16 protein-coding genes and 1 pseudogene are annotated in these 18289 nt (G+C 43.8%); 11 read left to right on the top strand and 6 right to left on the bottom strand.

Translation table 11 applies throughout. From position 1 onward, the window contains the following. Positions 1-139, top strand: a 139-nt coding sequence (locus MICAI_RS24380) for a transposase (RefSeq protein ID WP_198285311.1), incomplete at its 5' end; no start/stop codon positions are given. A 318-nt stretch (positions 140-457) separates the two neighbouring features. Here MICAI_RS24380 and MICAI_RS17855 read toward each other — a convergent pair. After that, positions 458-1501: a DUF1611 domain-containing protein gene (locus MICAI_RS17855; protein ID WP_008205497.1), complete on the bottom strand. Its 1044-nt coding sequence runs from the start codon at positions 1499-1501 to the stop codon at positions 458-460. Continuing rightward, entirely contained in the window at positions 1494-2546 is a 1053-nt protein-coding gene (locus MICAI_RS17850) for a dipeptide epimerase (protein WP_008205496.1), read from the bottom strand. Before MICAI_RS17850 ends, MICAI_RS17855 begins: the two co-directional genes overlap by 8 nt. Positions 2547-2753: 207 nt before the next feature. Between MICAI_RS17850 and MICAI_RS17845 the strand changes: the two genes are divergently transcribed. The 4 genes from MICAI_RS17845 to MICAI_RS17835 all read left to right on the top strand — a co-directional run bounded on the left by MICAI_RS17845 (position 2754) and on the right by MICAI_RS17835 (position 6202). Next, complete coding sequence (locus tag MICAI_RS17845) at positions 2754-3917, top strand: LptF/LptG family permease (RefSeq protein ID WP_008205494.1); 1164 nt, start codon at positions 2754-2756, stop codon at positions 3915-3917. A 61-nt stretch (positions 3918-3978) separates the two neighbouring features. Then, positions 3979-4146, top strand: coding sequence for a hypothetical protein (locus MICAI_RS26560; RefSeq protein WP_008205493.1), 168 nt, complete (start codon positions 3979-3981; stop codon positions 4144-4146). Positions 4147-4273: 127 nt separating this feature from the next. Beyond that, positions 4274-5617, top strand: coding sequence for an adenylosuccinate synthase (locus MICAI_RS17840; protein ID WP_008205491.1), 1344 nt, complete (start codon positions 4274-4276; stop codon positions 5615-5617). Between the two features lie 27 nt (positions 5618-5644). Continuing rightward, entirely contained in the window at positions 5645-6202 is a 558-nt protein-coding gene (locus MICAI_RS17835; protein WP_002781534.1) for a 50S ribosomal protein L25/general stress protein Ctc, read from the top strand. Between the two features lie 547 nt (positions 6203-6749). Here MICAI_RS17835 and MICAI_RS27975 read toward each other — a convergent pair. After that, positions 6750-7070, bottom strand: coding sequence for a hypothetical protein (locus MICAI_RS27975; RefSeq protein ID WP_008205486.1), 321 nt, complete (start codon positions 7068-7070; stop codon positions 6750-6752). A 302-nt stretch (positions 7071-7372) separates the two neighbouring features. On the opposite strand from MICAI_RS27975, the gene MICAI_RS17825 reads away from it, so the two are divergent. The 3 genes from MICAI_RS17825 (at position 7373) to argC (ending at position 10048) form a co-directional block, all read left to right on the top strand. After that, entirely contained in the window at positions 7373-8362 is a 990-nt protein-coding gene (locus tag MICAI_RS17825) for a DUF389 domain-containing protein (protein ID WP_008205482.1), read from the top strand. 86 nt (positions 8363-8448) lie between these two features. Beyond that, on the top strand, positions 8449-8712 hold the full coding sequence (locus MICAI_RS17820; RefSeq protein WP_008205480.1) for a DUF3146 family protein: 264 nt from the start codon (positions 8449-8451) through the stop codon (positions 8710-8712). A gap of 274 nt (positions 8713-8986) precedes the next feature. After that, positions 8987-10048, top strand: a complete 1062-nt coding sequence (argC, locus tag MICAI_RS17815; protein WP_008205477.1) for an N-acetyl-gamma-glutamyl-phosphate reductase — start codon at positions 8987-8989, stop codon at positions 10046-10048. 502 nt (positions 10049-10550) lie between these two features. Here argC and MICAI_RS17810 read toward each other — a convergent pair. Beyond that, positions 10551-11843 carry a D-alanyl-D-alanine carboxypeptidase gene (locus MICAI_RS17810; RefSeq protein WP_008205475.1) on the bottom strand — a complete coding sequence of 431 codons (1293 nt, stop codon included), beginning with the start codon at positions 11841-11843 and terminating at the stop codon, positions 10551-10553. A gap of 149 nt (positions 11844-11992) precedes the next feature. On the opposite strand from MICAI_RS17810, the gene plsX reads away from it, so the two are divergent. From plsX to fabD, 3 genes are all read left to right on the top strand, one after another. Beyond that, positions 11993-13048 (top strand): phosphate acyltransferase PlsX, encoded by a 1056-nt coding sequence (plsX, locus tag MICAI_RS17805; protein WP_008205473.1) that lies wholly within the window; start codon positions 11993-11995, stop codon positions 13046-13048. Between the two features lie 332 nt (positions 13049-13380). Beyond that, complete coding sequence (locus MICAI_RS17800) at positions 13381-14382, top strand: beta-ketoacyl-ACP synthase 3 (protein WP_008205471.1); 1002 nt, start codon at positions 13381-13383, stop codon at positions 14380-14382. A gap of 211 nt (positions 14383-14593) precedes the next feature. After that, entirely contained in the window at positions 14594-15520 is a 927-nt protein-coding gene (gene fabD, locus MICAI_RS17790; RefSeq protein ID WP_008205469.1) for an ACP S-malonyltransferase, read from the top strand. 327 nt (positions 15521-15847) lie between these two features. On the opposite strand, the gene MICAI_RS17785 is transcribed toward fabD, so the two are convergent. Beyond that, on the bottom strand, positions 15848-16849 hold the full coding sequence (locus tag MICAI_RS17785) for a pentapeptide repeat-containing protein (protein WP_008205466.1): 1002 nt from the start codon (positions 16847-16849) through the stop codon (positions 15848-15850). 549 nt (positions 16850-17398) lie between these two features. Continuing rightward, a pseudogene (locus tag MICAI_RS17780) lies at positions 17399-18289 on the bottom strand (hypothetical protein); the annotation flags it as partial.

Below are 18289 nucleotides of genomic sequence, written 5' to 3'. Positions count from 1 at the left end.
TTTCGAGCGAAGGACAACGAATGGGGTGGTCGAGGGAATCAACAATAAACTTAAACTAATAAAACGAAGAGGCTATGGCTTTAGAAACTTTCGGAATTTTCGGGTTATAAGTATGTTATCTTGGCATCTTGTATGTTGATTTAGCATAAAGAGTAACGAAGAGCCAAATTTAACAACATCCAGAAAAACGTAGCCGATTGTAGGGGTAATTCATGAATTACCCCTACACCTATTACCTAGTGATAAGTAAAACCGGCGTTGCTGATTTGAGATATGAACCTTCTTTTTTGGGATTTTTAAAACCTAGACTGAAACTAACTTTTGGATACGATGCACATTTGGCATTCATACCTTGATTCAGCAACGCCGTAAAACCTAGGGTGCGGAATGTGGATTCAAGCTAACAATCCCTCGTAACCCACCACCAATCATCGACTATGATTGAATCAATCACTGTTTACTGATCACTGATCACTGATAATAACCCTTGACCGCCAAAACGGACAACATCGGTACAAAATAACCCCGTTTCCTCCTGCACAGTTTCTATAGCTTTAACTGCCGCCTCCGGACTAAGATGAAAAGTATTTAAACTAATCCCTTTTACCTTCACCTCCCCGAAACTTCCCCCAGCACTGGCAGTCATTTCGTAGAGTTTAATCACTTCCGTTAGGGGAGGGATGAGAATATCGGGTAAATCTTTGATATGAATTTGTCCGGCACGATGGACGAGAATTAACCCCGTTGGTTGAGTGCCACGCATTAAGGGTAAGGTAGCGGTGGAGCCAGGGTGTAAAAGGGAGCCTTGACCCTCAATAAACAGAATATCATTATTTTCTGCCGATTCTAACACCAAAGCCTCGATCGCACCAGCAGCATAATCGACGCGCACTGCATCCAAGGGTACACCTTTTCCCGCGATCATAATTCCCCCCTGTCCAGTGGCTAAAAATTGCGATTTTAGCCCTTTTTCTCGGGCAAATCGGTGTAATTCGATGCTAGTGGACATTTTGCCCACACTCATATCCGTCCCTACCGTTAGAATACGCTGACAGGTTAAATTTTTCGCCCGCGCTTGCCCAATTTTTAAGTCTTGGGGTTCCAGACGGATATCCCAAATCCATTGATCCGGTTTAAGCTGAGGAAAAAGGGGTTTTAGGGGTGTATGGAGACCATTAACGAGGGATAACCCTGTATTTACCGCCTCTTTGATTTCTTCTAGCCAATGGGGTGGTAAAATGCCTCCTGAGGGTGCGATACCAATTAACAGGGTATCGGGATGATAGGTTAGAGCTTCCCTAACACTAGCAACAATCGGCAAGGGGCGATCGATTCCGGCCACTTCTTTTAAGGTACTGCCGGCGCTTTCTGCGTCAATAATCGCCACTACCTGCGCTTTTCCGTAACGCAGATAACTTAACCCAGTTTTGCCGCGAGTTCCTTTGATTCCTTCGTGGAGAAGAATCGCTACTTTCTTGTCAGGAGTCAAATAATTAGTCATCTTTTATCCGTAAACTAACACCCAAACCGGGCAAATTATTTGTTTGTAAATGTCCCCTTTCCAAGCTTAAACCCGTAAAGGGATCATCGCGTAAATTTAAATGACTATCTAGGTCAAGATAGTTGACAAGCGGGCCAAGATGTGCTAGGGCAGTATTGGCTAAACTGCTATCAGAGTAACATCCGAACATAATTTGCAGTCGGCAAGCTTGGGCAATATGAATCATTCTCTGCACTTCGGCTAATCCGCCAGCTTTCATTAGTTTAATATTAATGCCGTGGACTCGATCGGCCAGTTTCGGGATATCTTGACTAGAAAAACAGCTTTCATCGACGAAGATAGGTAGGGGCGATTTTTGGTATAAATCAATTAAATCTCGTTCTTGTCCCGCGGATAGGGGTTGTTCCACATAAATAACGCCTTTTTCCTTTAACCATTGGCACATTTTCACCGCATCCCTAAATCTCCAACCACCATTAGCATCGACAGTTAGGGGCAAATGGGGGACAATTGCTTTAATAGCCAGAATTATAGCTCGATCGGCTTCTATCCCGTCCGGTGAGCCTAATTTGATTTTTAATAAGCTAAAATCGCCAATTTCTAGCCAATCTAACAGCCTTTTCTGCACATTTTCTGGAGAATTTAAACCGATAGTAACAGAAACCGGCGGAATTAAAGAGCGATCGAGTCCAAAAATTTGCCAGAGAGGTAAATTAGCTTTTTTGCCTAACCAGTCGTGCAGTGCCGTGTCAATAGCGGCACGAGTAGCCGAAGATATCTGATTTTGCCATAAAATTTTTTCAATTTCTTGGCGTTGACAGGGGTGAAAAGATTGTAAAATAGGAGCGATCGAGTTTAATTCTTGCAGGATTTTATCGGGTTTTTTCTCCTCGCTGGTAATATCAAAAGGAGATGCCTCTCCCCACCCTTCGATATTTTCCTCGCTAATTTGCAGCCATATATTAGTATTTTCGCTGGTAGTGCCGCGACTAATCGTTAAAGGTACTCGTTTATGAATAGTAAAAGTTTGCCAGTTTAGCAGCATAATTCACCTGGGGATGATCGGGGAATAGGAACAGAAAAATTATCTACACTTACCCAAATCCTTACTTCTGTCCACTCTCCCCGCAATCATACAACTTCCGGCGGTGTTTTTCGTCAAAGACAAAATATGATAGGCTAACCGAAGGGATAGGCAAGACGGCTGCGGGTTAGGAAATGGGATAAAAGAGGAGTGAGTTAACCAAAATCAATGATTAAGAAAAAGATTTCTTACTGGGTAAATGGAGGTATTGCCCTCATTGATCGCTATCTGATCAGCCAACTACTACCCCCATTTTTATTTAGTGTTGGTTTATTTGCCTCTTTGGGAGTAGCTATCGGCAATCTTTCCGATTTGGCTAATCAGGTAGTTGATGCCAATCTACCCCTCGCTTCCGCCCTAGAAATTCTCCTGTTAAAAGTGCCAGAATTTGTCACCTATTCCCTGCCAGTTTCTCTTTTATTGGCCACTTTAATCACCTACGGACGTTTAAGTAGTGATAGCGAAACCGTTGCCCTGCAAAGCTGTGGAGTCACTCTTTATCGTCTTTTTATACCAACTTTTTGCCTGAGTTTAATAGTTACAGTGGTGACATTTTTATTAAATGAATATGTGGTTCCCAATGCTAATTATCGAGCTACAGAAATTTTAGTACAGAAAATTAATAAAGAGGCAAGCTTTTGGCAAAACAAAGACTTTTATTATCCCGATTATGAAATAAAAACCCTAGAGAACGGTACGATTAATCGCAATTTAAGAAGTTTATTTTATGCCGAACAATTTGACGGCGAAAAAATGAAAACCGTCACCGTTATCCGTTGGCTAAAACAAGAATTAAATCAAATTATTATCGCCGATTCGGCCCGTTGGAATGCCGTCGATAACGTCTGGGACTTTTTTAACGGCATTATCTATGAATTAACCCCCCCTAACGCCTCCTATAGTCAAGTTATCCCCTTTAAAGCCGAAAAAATCGCTTTATCTCGCTCCGCTTTCGATTTTGCTCGTCAAAGCCGCGATCCCTACGAGATGAACATACCACAGGCGATCGAATATGTGCAACTGCTCAAACTCAGTGGCGATGATAAAAGAGTCAGATTTTTTCAAGTGCGAATCCAGCAAAAAATCGCCTTTCCCTTTGTCTGCATCGTCTTTGCTACCATCGGCTGTGCCTTGGGTTCTCTACCGCAAAGAATCGGTCGGGGAACCAGTTTCGGTCTCAGCGTCGCTATTGTTTTTCTCTACTATCTTTTAAACTTCTTAGTGGGCAGCTTGGGACTAACCGCCACCCTTTCCCCTTTCCTGGCTGCCTGGCTGCCTAACTTTTTCGGTTTTGGGTTGGGTCTATGGTTATTATGGCGACTTAACGGTTAGACTTTTTGGGAAATTTTCGTCAAGATAGGAGACGTAGAGTTATAGCAGGCCCCTTAGATCTATGTTTCCCTTTTTCTTTAACACTTGTGGCAGCACTTCCCGCCAAGAATATCAAGAGCGTAAGTTAACATTCCTTAAATGGATGCGCGACGACCTCGAAACCCGTCTAGCGGGATTAAATGCCGCTATCGAAACTATCGAGCGTCAAATCAGTCGGGAAGGTCAATAAACCCTGAAAATAGGCGAGTTTTACCCTCGCCTTCTCCCCGCAATTAGCGAAGAGAGATAACTTGACAGTTGTATTGGCCAAGAGAGATAATAGGAGTTTGTGTGAACTTTAGCTAGACTAAAATACCTTGGCTAACGTTATTGTAATCGGCGCTCAATGGGGCGACGAAGGAAAAGGAAAAATCACGGATCTGCTGAGTCGATCGGCGGATGTGGTGGTGCGTTCTCAAGGTGGCGTAAATGCGGGTCATACCGTCGTCGTCGATGATCAAACGTTCAAACTCCATCTAATTCCCTCCGGGATTCTCTACCCGGATACGGAATGTATAATCGGCTCGGGAACAGTCATAGATCCCTCGGTGTTACTAAAAGAGATGGCGCAATTACACGCCCTCAATGTTACCACGGACAATCTCTATATCTCGCAAACGGCTCATGTCACTATGCCCTATCACCGGCTGCTCGATCAAGCATCCGAGGAAAAACGGGGTAAATATAAAATCGGCACCACGGGAAGGGGTATCGGCCCCACCTATGCCGACAAATCCGAGCGCATCGGCATTCGAGTCATCGACTTGATGAATACCGAGAATCTGCGGCAAAAACTAGAATGGACGACCAATTATAAAAACGTCATTTTAGAAAAGTTATATAACTTACCGCCTTTAGAGCCGAAGACGGTGATCGAGGAATATCTAGAATATGCCGAGAAACTACGTCCCCATGTGGTCGATAGTTCCCTAAAAATCTACGAAGCAATCCGCAAGCGTAAGAATATTCTTTTTGAAGGGGCCCAAGGCACCCTACTTGACCTCGATCACGGAACCTATCCCTACGTTACCTCCTCCAATCCGATCGCTGGGGGTGCTTGTGTGGGTTCTGGTATCGGTCCGACGGTAATCGATCGAGTGATCGGTGTGGCCAAAGCTTACACCACTAGGGTGGGGGAAGGGCCATTTCCCACGGAATTAGAGGGGGAGATCGAGCAGTTATTGTGTGATCGGGGGGCGGAATTCGGGACCACCACCGGCCGTCGTCGTCGCTGTGGTTGGTTTGACGCGGTGATCGGTCGTTATGCGGTGCGAATCAATGGTTTAGACTGTCTAGCGATCACCAAGTTGGATGTTCTCGATACCCTAGAGGAAATCAAAGTCTGTGTGGCCTACCAATTGGACGGCAAAACCTGTCGCCATTTACCCAGTAGTGCCGGGGAATTCGCCCGTTGTCAACCGATTTACCGAACGATGCCGGGGTGGCAACAACCCACCAGTGATTGTCGCAGTCTGGAAGACCTGCCTAAACAGGCCCTCGATTATCTAAAATTCCTAGGGGCGATTATGGAAGTACCGATCGCGATTATCTCCCTAGGAGCTAGTCGCGACCAAACTATTATCGTTGAAGATCCCATTCACGGACCAAAACGCGCTCTTTTGGACGAAAATGGCTCACCTTGGGATAATTACGAATTTTAAATCATTGCTAAAGAGGATTAGTCAACTATGCAAGTTAGCGTTGAATGTCAAAAAAGACCCGAAAATATTAACCCCAGGGCCCTACGTCGTCAGGGTTTGATCCCGGCGGTTCTCTACGGCCACAACGGCACGGAATCGGTTTCTCTGGTGGTGGGAGAAAAAGCGGCCTTAACCCTGCTTAAAAAGGCTTCGGTAAATAATACCCTGGTGGATGTGAATGTTCCCGAAATGCCCTGGACGGGAAAGGCTTTGATCCAAGAGGTGCAATCTCATCCCTGGAAAAGAAATCTCTATCATCTCAGTTTCTTCTCGGTATCTGCTCACGGTAAGCTCGATATCGTTGTTCCCATTAAAGCCATTGGAGAAGCGATCGGAACCAAACAGGGCGGTTTAATCGAACAGTTCGTTAACGAAGTTAATGTCTCCTGTATTGCCGATAATATCCCGGAAGTGATCGAATTTGATGTGTCGGGCATCGGTGTGGGGCAATCTTTGCTCGTGGGTGATTTAAAAATGCCGGAAGGGGTGACTTTAAAAGACGATCCCCATACCACCGTTTTTGCCATTGTTGCCGCTAAACGGTAAATTCAGTGATCAGTGGTCGGGTGATAGGGTTTTGGGGTGTTGGGGTTTTAGGGTTTTAGTTGAAATTCCCCCACTTCCCCACTTCCCCACTCTGCCATAACTGCTACTGCATACTTTGCGCTTTTTGTCAAAAAAACTTTTTCTTTGCAATAAAACTACACAAAAAAAAGATCATCGTTGTGGGTAAAATTGACCGATTTACCCGTCTTAATTAGATCACCCTGTAGGTGTAGCAAGGGTTTCAACCATTGCTGTCCAAAAAAGCACAGAATAACCCACTATGAAATTTTATCAAATCGCTGTAACCATTACAACATCGTTGTTAAATAAAAATCTTTCTCAATTAATTCTTAAGAATTTGTAAATATTGCGAAATGTTAATTTAAATATTCTCAAGTTTTTGGAGTCAATAGATAATTTTTGTTTATCTTTGTCCAACATTGGGTTAGAAGTCGGGAGTCAGTTATCAGTTATCAGTCATCAGTTATCAGTGTCAGCTTTTTTCTCCCCTCTCCCATCCCCCATCTCCCATCTCCCCTACTTCCATCTACTGGGGAGTTATAGCGTGAAAACGCTTAAATAAGTCCTCGCAGGCGGATTCGATTAATAAACGGCTAGATTCGCCCGGGGATAAGGATAACAATCCCTCAATCACGAGATTAAAAGAATCATCTAACTGTCCAAAGCGCACTTGTAGTAAATTTTCGATCATCCCCCGATGCGTCTCTTGAAGACCTGCTTGAAGACCTTCTTCAAGAGCTTCTTGTCTAGCCTGTCGTCTCACTGCTTCTTTCCATTCCAGATAAGTTTGCGATAACATCATAAACACCTCTCGATCTTCTTCTTCTAAAATATTTTGTATTTCCACAGGGTTCTAGGAGAGTGCTATTTAGGGCAATTTGACCTAATAATCCTAGATTATCGACAGTTATTTGCCCCGCTGGATGAGGCGAAAAAAATAGATCAATCTGTCGGGTTTCGTCGGTAATTTCTTGGCTAACTTCTACCCGGCCTAGTAGCGTTAACGAAGGCGGTCGGCAGAGGCCAGGAGGTTTCATCGATCGAGGCGAAGAAAAAAATGGTAAGATTAGTTAAAGAAAATGATACAAATATACATTGATTAGACAAAAAAAGTTATAAGTAAAAGAAAAGTTTATCTTCCTCAGCACAATGACGAGAAAAGAACAGCCCCACTCGTGGTTCTCAAGAAAACCTTTGGCCTGGCAACAATCCAGGGCTATGTGGCGCGATTTATGGTCAGAAGCGTCCCTCGATTTTCCCTATCTAGCTTTGATTGTTAGTTCTTGTACGATCGCTACTTTAGGCTTAGTTGCCAATAGTGCAGCCGTGATTATTGGGGCAATGATTATTGCCCCTTTAATGTTGCCGATTCGTAGTCTAGCTTTTGGTGGTTTAATTGGCAGTTGGCGATTAATTCGTAAGTCAGCCCTGGCAATTTTAGTCGGTACGATCATCGCTTTAGTGATAGCTTGGTTGCTGGGATTATTGATCGGAATTTCCGAATTTGGTAGTGAAATTCAAGCTCGTTCTCAACCGAATCTTTTAGATTTAGGAGTGGCAATTACTGCGGGGGCAATCAGTGGTTATGCCAAAATAGAACCGAAAATTTCAGGTACTTTAGCGGGAACAGCAATCGCCGTGGCTTTAATGCCGCCAGTTTGTACGATCGGGTTAGGATTATCCCAAGGCAATTGGGTCCTAAGTTTGGGGGCGACTCTGTTATATATTACCAATTTATTAGGCATTGCTCTCTCCTGTTTGTTGGTCTTTTTGCTGGCTGGTTATTCTAATTTTCATCGGGCGCGTAATGCGATAGTTTTAACTTCTATCCTGACAGCAGTTTTGCTAATTCCCTTAGGAATAAGTTTTACAACTCTGGCCAATCAAGCTCGTTTAGCAAGGTTGCTCAAAAAAGCTTTATTACAACGAACAATTACTTTTCAACGGGCAGAATTATTGGAATCTTCGATTAATTGGCTCAAGCAACCTCCCCGGGTGAGATTAGTAGTAAGAACCGCCGAAAGCATTACCCCCAGACAGGTGGAATTGTTGGAAGAATTCATTACTAAGGAAATGGGGCGACCTTTTCAGTTAAATGTCTTGGTTTCTAAGGTTAATGAAGTCACTTCCCCAGAATAAAGTCGAGAAAATTAGCTCAAGTAATGACAAACAAGGATTAATTCGCTATCTTAATGTTTGATATTTAATCTATAGGTAGGATTCAGGTGAGTGGCGGTAATCGACCAGAAAGTACGGCTTATGTGCGGATAATTAAGCAATCTTGGCAAACGGGGAAATTAGAGGGAGAAGTGCGGACGGAACAATATCAATGGCGGTTTCAATGGCATTTTCTTCAAGGTAAGTTATTAGTACAACCGTCCCTAGGTAGGGCTTTGATTTTTGAACCCTTGAATCGGTTTTTAGAACGCTACGATTATCAATTAGAACCGGGAGGAGATTATCAATTTACAGTGCGATCAAAATTGTAAATATGGGGGATTGAATTAGAGCTTTTCTCCTCAAGATGGAGTTTAACCTAATTTGGCCTCATCTGCCGATGAACGACTCCCTAAAAGGAAAACTTTGTACTTCATCATTAAGATAACCGCCTAGGGATCAAGAGAAATTGACGGTTTATGGACAACCCGGCCGAGATACTAGATTTTTACAGGAAGTTTTTTGATTTAAATCCTGTCGGTTAGGCTAAAATTCAGCCAGAGCAAAACGTTATATTAACGGTAAGGATTTTTAGGAATAAGGGAAATGACGCAAGGACAGAAGGTTTCAGTGGGTATTGTCGGCGCTTCCGGATATGGTGGCGTACAGTTGGTACGTTTGCTCAAAGAACATCCCCTTGTCGAATTAGCGTATCTGGGGGGCGATAGTAGCGCGGGGAAACCCTACAGTGATTTATATCCCCATCTCGGACATAGCATTAATCTTAATGTGGAGGCGATCGATTTAGACACAATTGCCTCCCGTTGTCAAGTGGTTTTCTTGGGTTTACCCAATGGTTTAGCCTGTGATTTAGCCCCTCCTTTGCTCGCTAAAGGCTGTAAAGTGTTAGACCTGTCGGCAGATTATCGTTTTACTAGCCTAGAAACCTATAGTAAATGGTATGGCAAGGAACGTCAGGATCAAGCGATCGCAGCAAAGGCTGTGTACGGTTTACCGGAACTTTATCGGGAAGATATTAAAAATGCCTCTTTAATCGGTTGCCCCGGATGTTATCCTACCGCTAGTTTAATGGCGATTTCTCCCCTGTTAAAACAGGGTTTAATTGTCCCGGAAACCACGATTATCGATGCCAAATCGGGAACTTCGGGAGGGGGAAGACAAGCTAAAATTAATATGTTATTGGCAGAAGCAGATAGTTCGGTCGGGGCCTATAATGTAGCGGGAAAACACCGTCATACTCCCGAAATCGAGCAGATTTGCGGTGATTTAGCCGGTCATGAGGTGCGCGTCCAGTTTACTCCCCATTTAATGCCCATGGTTCGGGGTATCCTGTCCACAGTTTACGCCACTTTACGGGATCCTAATCTGGTGCGGGATGATTTAATCACTATCTACAATGCTTTTTATCGCACTTCTCCCTTTGTCAAAATCCTACCCGGGGGAGTCTATCCACAAACTAAATGGGCCTGTGGTACTAATTTATGTTATCTCGGTATTGAAGTGGATCCGAGAACCGATCGAGTGATCGTGATGTCAGCGATCGATAATTTAGTTAAGGGACAATCGGGACAAGCGGTACAATGTCTCAATCTCATGATGGGTTGGGAAGAATCCCTTGGTTTACCGCAAATGTGTTTTTATCCTTAAAAATTCCTGGATGCGTTTAACCGAGTACATCTCATTTTTGTAAATCTACTGAGTTGGGATTTTTAAAGGGAAACTATCTTCTAAAATTGGTGATCACTTCCGATTTTATCACTCAATCCAAGCCTTTGGGGGGTTCTACCCCCCAAACCCCCCGTTGGGGGCGTGGCGCCGCCCCCAAACCCCCCGCGCATTAGTTTTTCGGTGGGATGCTTACACGCGATTGTTGATATATTTGTACCAGTTTAAGAGTCACTGATAATTGCTGATTGTCGGTATTTCTGCAAATGTGAGATGCACCCCGTTTAACCACACATCACATCCTTTGCTCAATTTCGGGAAAAACTGGCAAAATTTTGTCACTATGATTTGTTTACCGATTGGCAGCAAAGACAAGGAGAAAATGGCAGAAAAGTAGTCAGTTTATCGGCAAAAGTGAATATAAAACCTTGCTAAAGTTCCTCACCATCAAACTAAATTTGATTGTCAAGTTGATATCTACCCCTTAGAAACCCTGACTTACCCGACTAGGATCACCTAAAAAGGCCCTTTCAGGAATCGATCCTTTAGTAGCTTCCGGGAGAATTTGCCAGTGTTGATCTAAAGCTTGTAACACCCGATCCTGCTGATTTCTGAATCCCTCGATATTGCCACTACCAGCATTCATAATTACAAACCAAACTTTACCCCTTTCTTGGGTGGGAATTTCTCCAGCTAAGGCACTAACTTGGGCTAAAGTGCCAGTTTTAATCACTACTCCTTTGGGAATAGCCCGCCACTGCATAGTTCCTTTGGTATCGCGTCCCCCCACCGGAAATAAATCAGCGACTTTGATCGGTTGATTGGCTAACTTGCGATCCAATGCTTTAAGAATCTCAATAACTGCCCGGGGAGACAAGCGATTTTCTACCCCCAATCCCGAACCATTAATTAATTGAATTTCTTCCGCTCCTACCCCAGTGATTTTAGTATTAATTGCGTCCACTGCCGCCGGGCCACCGAGCAACTCCGCTAACATTTCTGACATGACGTTATTACTATAAATATTCATCTGACGCAACAGTTCCGTTAAAGTTAAGGACTGATGACCCAACAATAATCGGGCATTTTCGGGGCGAATTTGACTCGCTCGAACCATGCCCAAAATCTTCACCTGTGGGGCTTGTGTGCCGCTAGGAAGGCTTTGAAAAGCTTTTTCGGTTTCTTTTGACCATTTCGATTGATCAAGCCCAATTATCAGCAATTCTCCCGCTTTGAGGGGATCGGTTTGAAAATTCATGGCGAATTTACCCGTAATGATCAGATCGCCTTTGACCTGACGGATGCCTAATTGATCAAGGCCATTGCCCACTGCGATCGCTTCTTCCCAGACAAAGAGAGGATCCCCTGACCCTTCAATAATTAAATCTCCCTCTAACACCCCGTTTTTTACCTCTCCCGTGCTGTAAAAACGAGTAGCAAAACGATGATCGAGAGGCCAGGTTTCCACGGCGGCGAGAGTAGTGGCAATTTTAGTTAAAGAAGCCCCCGAAGCGGGCAGATTACCCTGATGGTCAGCTAAATCAGCCCATTCCGTCTCAATTAAGACCCGTTGTTGACCAGAGTTTAAACCTTTTTTCCTCAAGTCTTGCAGATAATCGGCCACGATCGCCGCCACCCGGGGATCGGGAGCGGTGGGAAGGTCAAAAATAGGCTGATTTTGCCAAGAAATTAGGGGAATATTGGCGATCGGTTGGGATTGCCCCCCCAGCCAACCGAAGAGAAAGCCGAAAACTGCCAAATTAAAAACTGAGAACATCTTTTCCTTAATCGCAATGATGCCTTATTGTATAGAGATGATTGGTAATTTTTAACAATTGCTCGATCAGAAAACACTAATCCTCGATCGGCCAGCTTTTGTCAAGAGCTGCCGCTCAACTTATTAAAGATTTCTATCCCACTGACTCAATGGCAGAAACGGCATTAAATCGGGCAAGAATCGCGGTAGATGCGATGGGAGGTGACCACGCTCCCAACGAGATTATCGCGGGATCGATGCGAGCTTCCGAAGAATTAGATGTAGAAGTATTATTAGTCGGCGATTCTGAACGGATTGAGGCTTATTTCCAGCATCATCCCCGTCCCAAGAATCTCACCATCGTCCACGCAGAGGAAGTGGTGGCCATGGACGAAGAACCGATCACCGCTATCCGTCGCAAACCAGCGGCCTCGATTAATGTGGCCATGGATTTAGTCAAACAAAATCGCGCCGATGCGGTGGTGTCCGCCGGTCACTCCGGGGCAGCCATGGCGGCAGCGTTACTGCGTTTAGGTCGTTTAAAAGGAATCGATCGCCCGGCGATCGGTGCGGTGCTGCCGACGATGTTGGCAGGTAAATCGGTGATTATCCTCGATGTCGGGGCGAATGTGGACTGTAAACCCAAATATTTAGAGCAGTTTGCCCTAATGGGGACAATTTACAGTAAATACGTTATGGGTGTTGAAGAACCGCAAGTCGGTTTACTCAATATCGGCGAAGAAGCCAGCAAAGGTAACGATCTCGCCCTAAAAACCTACGAATTGTTAGAAAATAACCAGCAAATACCCTTTATCGGCAATGCTGAGGGACGGGATGTGCTATCGGGACAATTTGATGTGATCGTCTGCGATGGTTTTGTCGGCAATGTCCTGTTAAAATTTGCCGAAGCGGTGGGGGGAATTATCCTACAAATTCTCAAAGAGGAATTACCTAGGGGGATACAGGGTAAAGTCGGGACGGCTTTAATTAAACCCAATCTGAAACAGATCAAACAACGCATGGATCATGCGGAACACGGCGGTGCGCTGTTATTTGGAGTCGATGGGGTCTGTGTGATCAGTCACGGCAGTTCCCAAGCGCCTTCAATTTTTAACGCCATCCGACAGGCGAAAAATGCCGTTGATAATCGCGTTTCTGAGCGCATTCAAGCCTACAATGACCACCATCATCAATTAAAAAAGTTGTCGGTGAACAGTGAAGATTAATCTGTCAGCCTTTTCAGTGATCAGTGATCAGTAATCAGTGAAAAGACAGTGGGAAACTGCTATTTAATACTGCTCACTTAATACTCAAATCTGGTCACTGATAACTGATAACTAATAGCTGACATCATCAATTAAAAAAGTTGTCGGTGAACAGTGAAGATTAAGCTGTGAGCCTTTTCAGTGATCAGTAATCAGTGAAAAGACAGTGGGAAACTGCTATTTAATACTGCTCACTTAATACTCAAATCTGGTCACTGATAACTGACCCACTGATAACTGACCCACTGATAACTGATAACTGATAACTGATAACTGAAAAGGGGGGGAATATTTTGAGCGGATTCGGGGCAGCAGTCGTCATTACCGGTTGTGGATCGGCCACACCAGGGCAATTTCTCAGTAATGAAGAACTCAGCCAAATTGTCGAGACTTCCGATGAGTGGATTAAAAGTCGTACTGGCATCGGTAAACGCTATTTAGCCGATCGATCGGTGTCTTTGAGCCAATTAGCAGCCCAAGCGGCGATTAAGGCTCTGGAAATGGCTCAGGTGTCGCCTAGGGACATCGATCTGATTCTCTTGGCTACTTCTACCCCCGATGATCTGTTCGGTAGTGCCGCCCAAGTTCAAGGTCAGATCGGGGCCAATCGGGCGATCGCTTTTGATCTCACCGCCGCCTGTTCGGGTTTTCTGGTGGGATTAGTCACCGCCACCCAGTTTATCCGTACCGGTACTTACCGCAATGTCTTGGTTATCGGGGCCGATGTTCTCTCCCGTTGGGTGGATTGGAACGATCGCGCTACCTGTGTCCTCTTTGGGGATGGGGCAGGTGCTGTGGTTTGTCAAGCAAATGATACAAAAGATAACATTCTCGGTTTTGAACTCCATAGCGACGGCAGCCAGAATAGTTCTCTTAATCTCGCATATCAGGGGGAGGAATTGCTCCTTAAGCAGGGGGTAAGCGTTCAAAAAGGGACTTATAAGCCCCTAAGGATGAACGGACGGGAAGTCTATCGTTTTGCCGTGGCGAAAGTGCCAGAGGTCATCGAAAAAGCTCTCTATCGGGCTAATTTAACCACCAGTGACATCGATTGGTTAGTTCTGCACCAAGCTAATCAAAGAATTATGGACGCGGTGAGCGAGCGCCTGAAACTGCCTCCAGAAAAAGTGATCAGCAATCTCAGCGAGTATGGCAACACCTCCGCGGCCTCGATTCCTCTAGCTCTCGATCAAGCGGTCAGGAGTGGTAAGATCAAAAAAGGTGATATTATTGCTTCTTCTGGCTTTGGTGCCGGTTTAACCTGGGGTGGGATTATCTTCCGTTGGGGAGATTAATTCAGTAAACAGTAAACAGTAAACAGTAAACAGTAAACAGTAACCAGTAACCAGTAAACAGTAAACTAAAAACTCACATCTGATAACTGATAACTGATAACTGATAACTGATAACTGATAACTGATAACTGATAACTGATAACTGATAACTGATAACTGATAACTGATAACTGATAACTGACCCAAACACATCTATCTATTTTAAGAACTTATGAAAACAGCGTGGATATTCCCGGGACAAGGATCGCAAGCGTTAGGAATGATTGGAGATTTAGCGGAAAGCGCGCTTGGCCAAGAGAGATTAGAAATAGCAGAAAGAATCCTCGGTTGGTCGGTCTTGGAAAAATGTCAAGGGGATGAAGAAACCCTATCTCGTACTCTTTATACTCAACCTTGTTTATTTGTGGTGGAGAGTATTTTAGCGGATTTGTTGCAAGAAAAAGGTCATTTTCCCGATCTAGTTGCCGGTCATAGTCTCGGTGAATATTCGGCTTTGTATGCGGCCAGGGTGTTTAATTTTGAAACAGGATTACATCTAGTTCAAAACCGTTCCCTTTTGATGGATGCGGCCGAAGGTGGCAAAATGGCCGCCTTAATGAAATTTGATCGCACCAGTCTAGAGACAGTGGTTAATCAGACGGAAAATGTAGTTATTGCTAATGATAATAGTGCCGAACAAGTGGTGATTTCTGGGACTCCTGAAGCGGTGGATTTGGTATTAGGTCAAGTGAAAGTTAAGCGGGTTATGCCATTAAAAGTATCCGGTGCTTTTCACTCTCCCTTGATGGAAAATGCCGCTATTCAATTTCAGCAGATTTTAGAATTGGTTAATTTTCGGTCTGCAAAAGTTCCCGTTATTTCTAATGTTAATCCTAGCCAACCGATCACCGATGCGGAGGAATTAAAAAGTTATCTCATTCAGCAGATGACTAGCTCGGTTCGCTGGCGAGAAATTATGTTAAAATTGCCAGATGTGGGTGTGGAAAAAGCGATCGAAGTGGGACCGGGTAAAGTTTTAACTGGTTTAATTAAACGAACTGCTCCCGCAATTGAGTTAGAAAATATTAGTCAATTAGCCGATATATACAAAGGTAGCGGCGATGTTAAATTGCAGGTTTCACTAATTGGTGTTAGTTAAATTATCTGGCAACATTTTCGACAAAGGAAGTAAATTGATAGATACCTAGCCAAAAATTTGGTTAGGTATTTTTTTAGAAAACTATCATAGGGTTTGCGGCAAAAACTTTTTCAGCAGACCCTAGTTATTCTCCCATCTCCCCCCCGCAACGCGCACGAAGTGGTCTCCCCACTCCCCACGGTTATAGAAACCTCGGCAGAAAAGTCTCTACAACCAGGTTTTTCTAGGAATATAGCGTTTCCCAATCTCATGAGGTACACCAAAATCTTAACTCCTGACTCCTCAAAACCTAAGACTCTGTACCTCACAACTATGGAAATTGCTATATTAGGAAAGGAGATTACCGCGACTACCGTTAGGAAGAATAGTTTCTTCGAGGGAAGCGGAAAGAAGATTATTTTCGGTTAAAATCGCCCCAATTAAGTTAGCTCGTTTGAGATTAGCTCGTTTAAGATTGCTTCCCACTAAATAACTCAAGAGTAATCCCGCTTGGTGTAGATTAGCACCGTAAAGGTTAGCGGAGGCTAAATTAGCACCGAGCAGATTACAACCGGTTAAGTTAGCCTGGCGAAAATTGGCTTTATTTGCGTCAGTTTTGCTTAAATCGGCACCGGTTAAGTTAGCTCCCTCAAAATCACTACAATTGAGGTTAGCTCCCGTCAGATTAGCCCCTTCCAGGTTAGCATAACGTAAATCCGCCCCCCGTAAATCCGCTCCGCGCAAATCGGCATAGCTGAGGTCGGCGTATTGAAGCTGGCAGTTTTCCAGATTAGCTTGATAGAGATAGGCTCGAATTAGGTTAGCCTCTTTTAAGTTAGCATGGCTAAGATTAGCAGAGCTAAGAATAGCACGAGTGAGAATAGCCCGTTTTAGGTTAACTTTCACCGCCATGGCATGGGTTAAAGTGGCTGAGGTGAGATTAGCCGCTTCCAGATTTGCTTTGAATAGTTGGGCAAAAAGTAAGCTACTGTGAATTAAACAGGCAGAACTTAAATCAGCCTTTTTGAGAATGGTATTACTCAAAATTGCGCCGCTTAGGTTAGTTTGGCGCAAATTTGCCCCAGAAAGCTCGGCTTTGGTTAGGTTAGCATCGATAAGACAAGCTTTGCTTAAATTAACCTCTTCTAGGGAAGCAGCACTAAAATTAGCGTTAATTAAACAAGCTTCGGTTAAATTAGCCCGTTTTAAGTAACTATGACTTAGATTAATCTGGTTTAAACACTGTCTCTTTAAATTGACTCCGCTAAGTCTGACTTCGGCAAAGTTGCGTTCACCTCGATTATACAGTTCGATTAGATGTTCACGATCGGTTAAAGCATTGCTACTCATAAAATAACTAAATTGTTCTGGAAGGTCATTTCCAGAGAATGGGTTGGGGAAAATTACTAATTATGAAGTCGATCTCTAGGATTAGTACAGGGAGCGACTGGGGATTTTTGCGAATAAATAGAAATTTTTAACCAATTACGGGCTTAAAATCCCTATTGGCAATCACTAAAACCGGTAAAGAACGAAAAGAATCGGGGTTCAATACCACAAACAGCCTCTACCTAAACCCGCCACTTGTTGCCAGCCAGGTCTAGGCATTAAATTAGAGAAGTCTTGTGCGTCAGTTTTCCTGACTGAATCTACTGCCTCGCCGATGTCTTGACTCGGTATCATACAGTTGAATTGGTTAGGTCTGCTTAGTCAGTCCAGTAGCCGAGAGGCTAAAACTCTTAATCACCGGATTTCGGGGACTCTCCAGTGGAGCGAGCATAAACCCTTGTAAAAGTCAATCCCTCTTAGGGATGAACTGCCCGATCCTATTCCCCGAAGCCTTGATTTATTGAGTCTATCAGGTTGTGGTCCGTTTTGGCAAGAGGGGTTAATGGCTTTTTAATCAATTCGCCAAAAGGCTTGATTTTCCGTAGGGGATAATTGTACAGACCGGTCATCTAAATATTTTCTGAGACTGGGGGAAGGATTGAGGAGATAAATATCGGTAAATTGATTTTTTAAGGATGGGATGGAAACCCTAGGGTCCGACTGAACAAATAAATACTTTGTCTTAGCAGCGGTGGTATGAATCAGGGGCAAGGTATCTAACCAATGTTCTGAAATAATTAGAGGTTTTTGACTGCGATTAATCATTGTATAAGCATTGGGAATATTGCTACCATAGCCCACATATCTAGTTGCCGGCGGTGGATAGGGAATTTTGGCAATTAATCCGAGAACTAGCAAGAATATTAAGAGAATTTTTGCCCAGCCTTGGCGCTGCTGTAATCCGTTGCTTAGTAAAAAGGTAACTGCCAGCAGCACACCGAGAAAACTCGGTAGGTAAAATCTGCCCACAGCCGTGTAGCGAAATCCTCGGATTAGATCCCAAGCTAAAAGAGAGAAAAAGGGGATAATTGTCAGGAGAATGATCAGGGTAAAAACTTTTTTATCGGCTTTTTTGCCCAGATAAATAAAGGAGATGATGACAAGGATAATTAGGCAGTATTCAATAATCGGGGTGATGGTGGGATTGGCTAAACTAAAATTATAAAATAAACGAGCAATCATTCCTACCCATCTTTGCCCAAGTACCCCTAGAGGTAAACTGCCTTCTGACCATCCAAAAACAGTAAATCGACTGGTAAAAATCCGGGTTAACCAAATTGAATAAATGCACAGGGAAGCAAGTAAGCTGATGCTATAGTGTTTTTTGGTTAAAGAGTTAAAAGAATTCATCTGTAGCAGAAAATATAGGCTATGAACTACTAGAACAAAGATAAAGAAAAC

Source organism: Microcystis sp. T1-4, from assembly GCF_000297435.1.
Taxonomy (GTDB): Bacteria; Cyanobacteriota; Cyanobacteriia; order Cyanobacteriales; family Microcystaceae; genus Microcystis.
The sequence above is the reverse complement of the archived record's forward strand: the minus strand, read 5'-3'. Positions and strand labels throughout refer to the sequence as shown.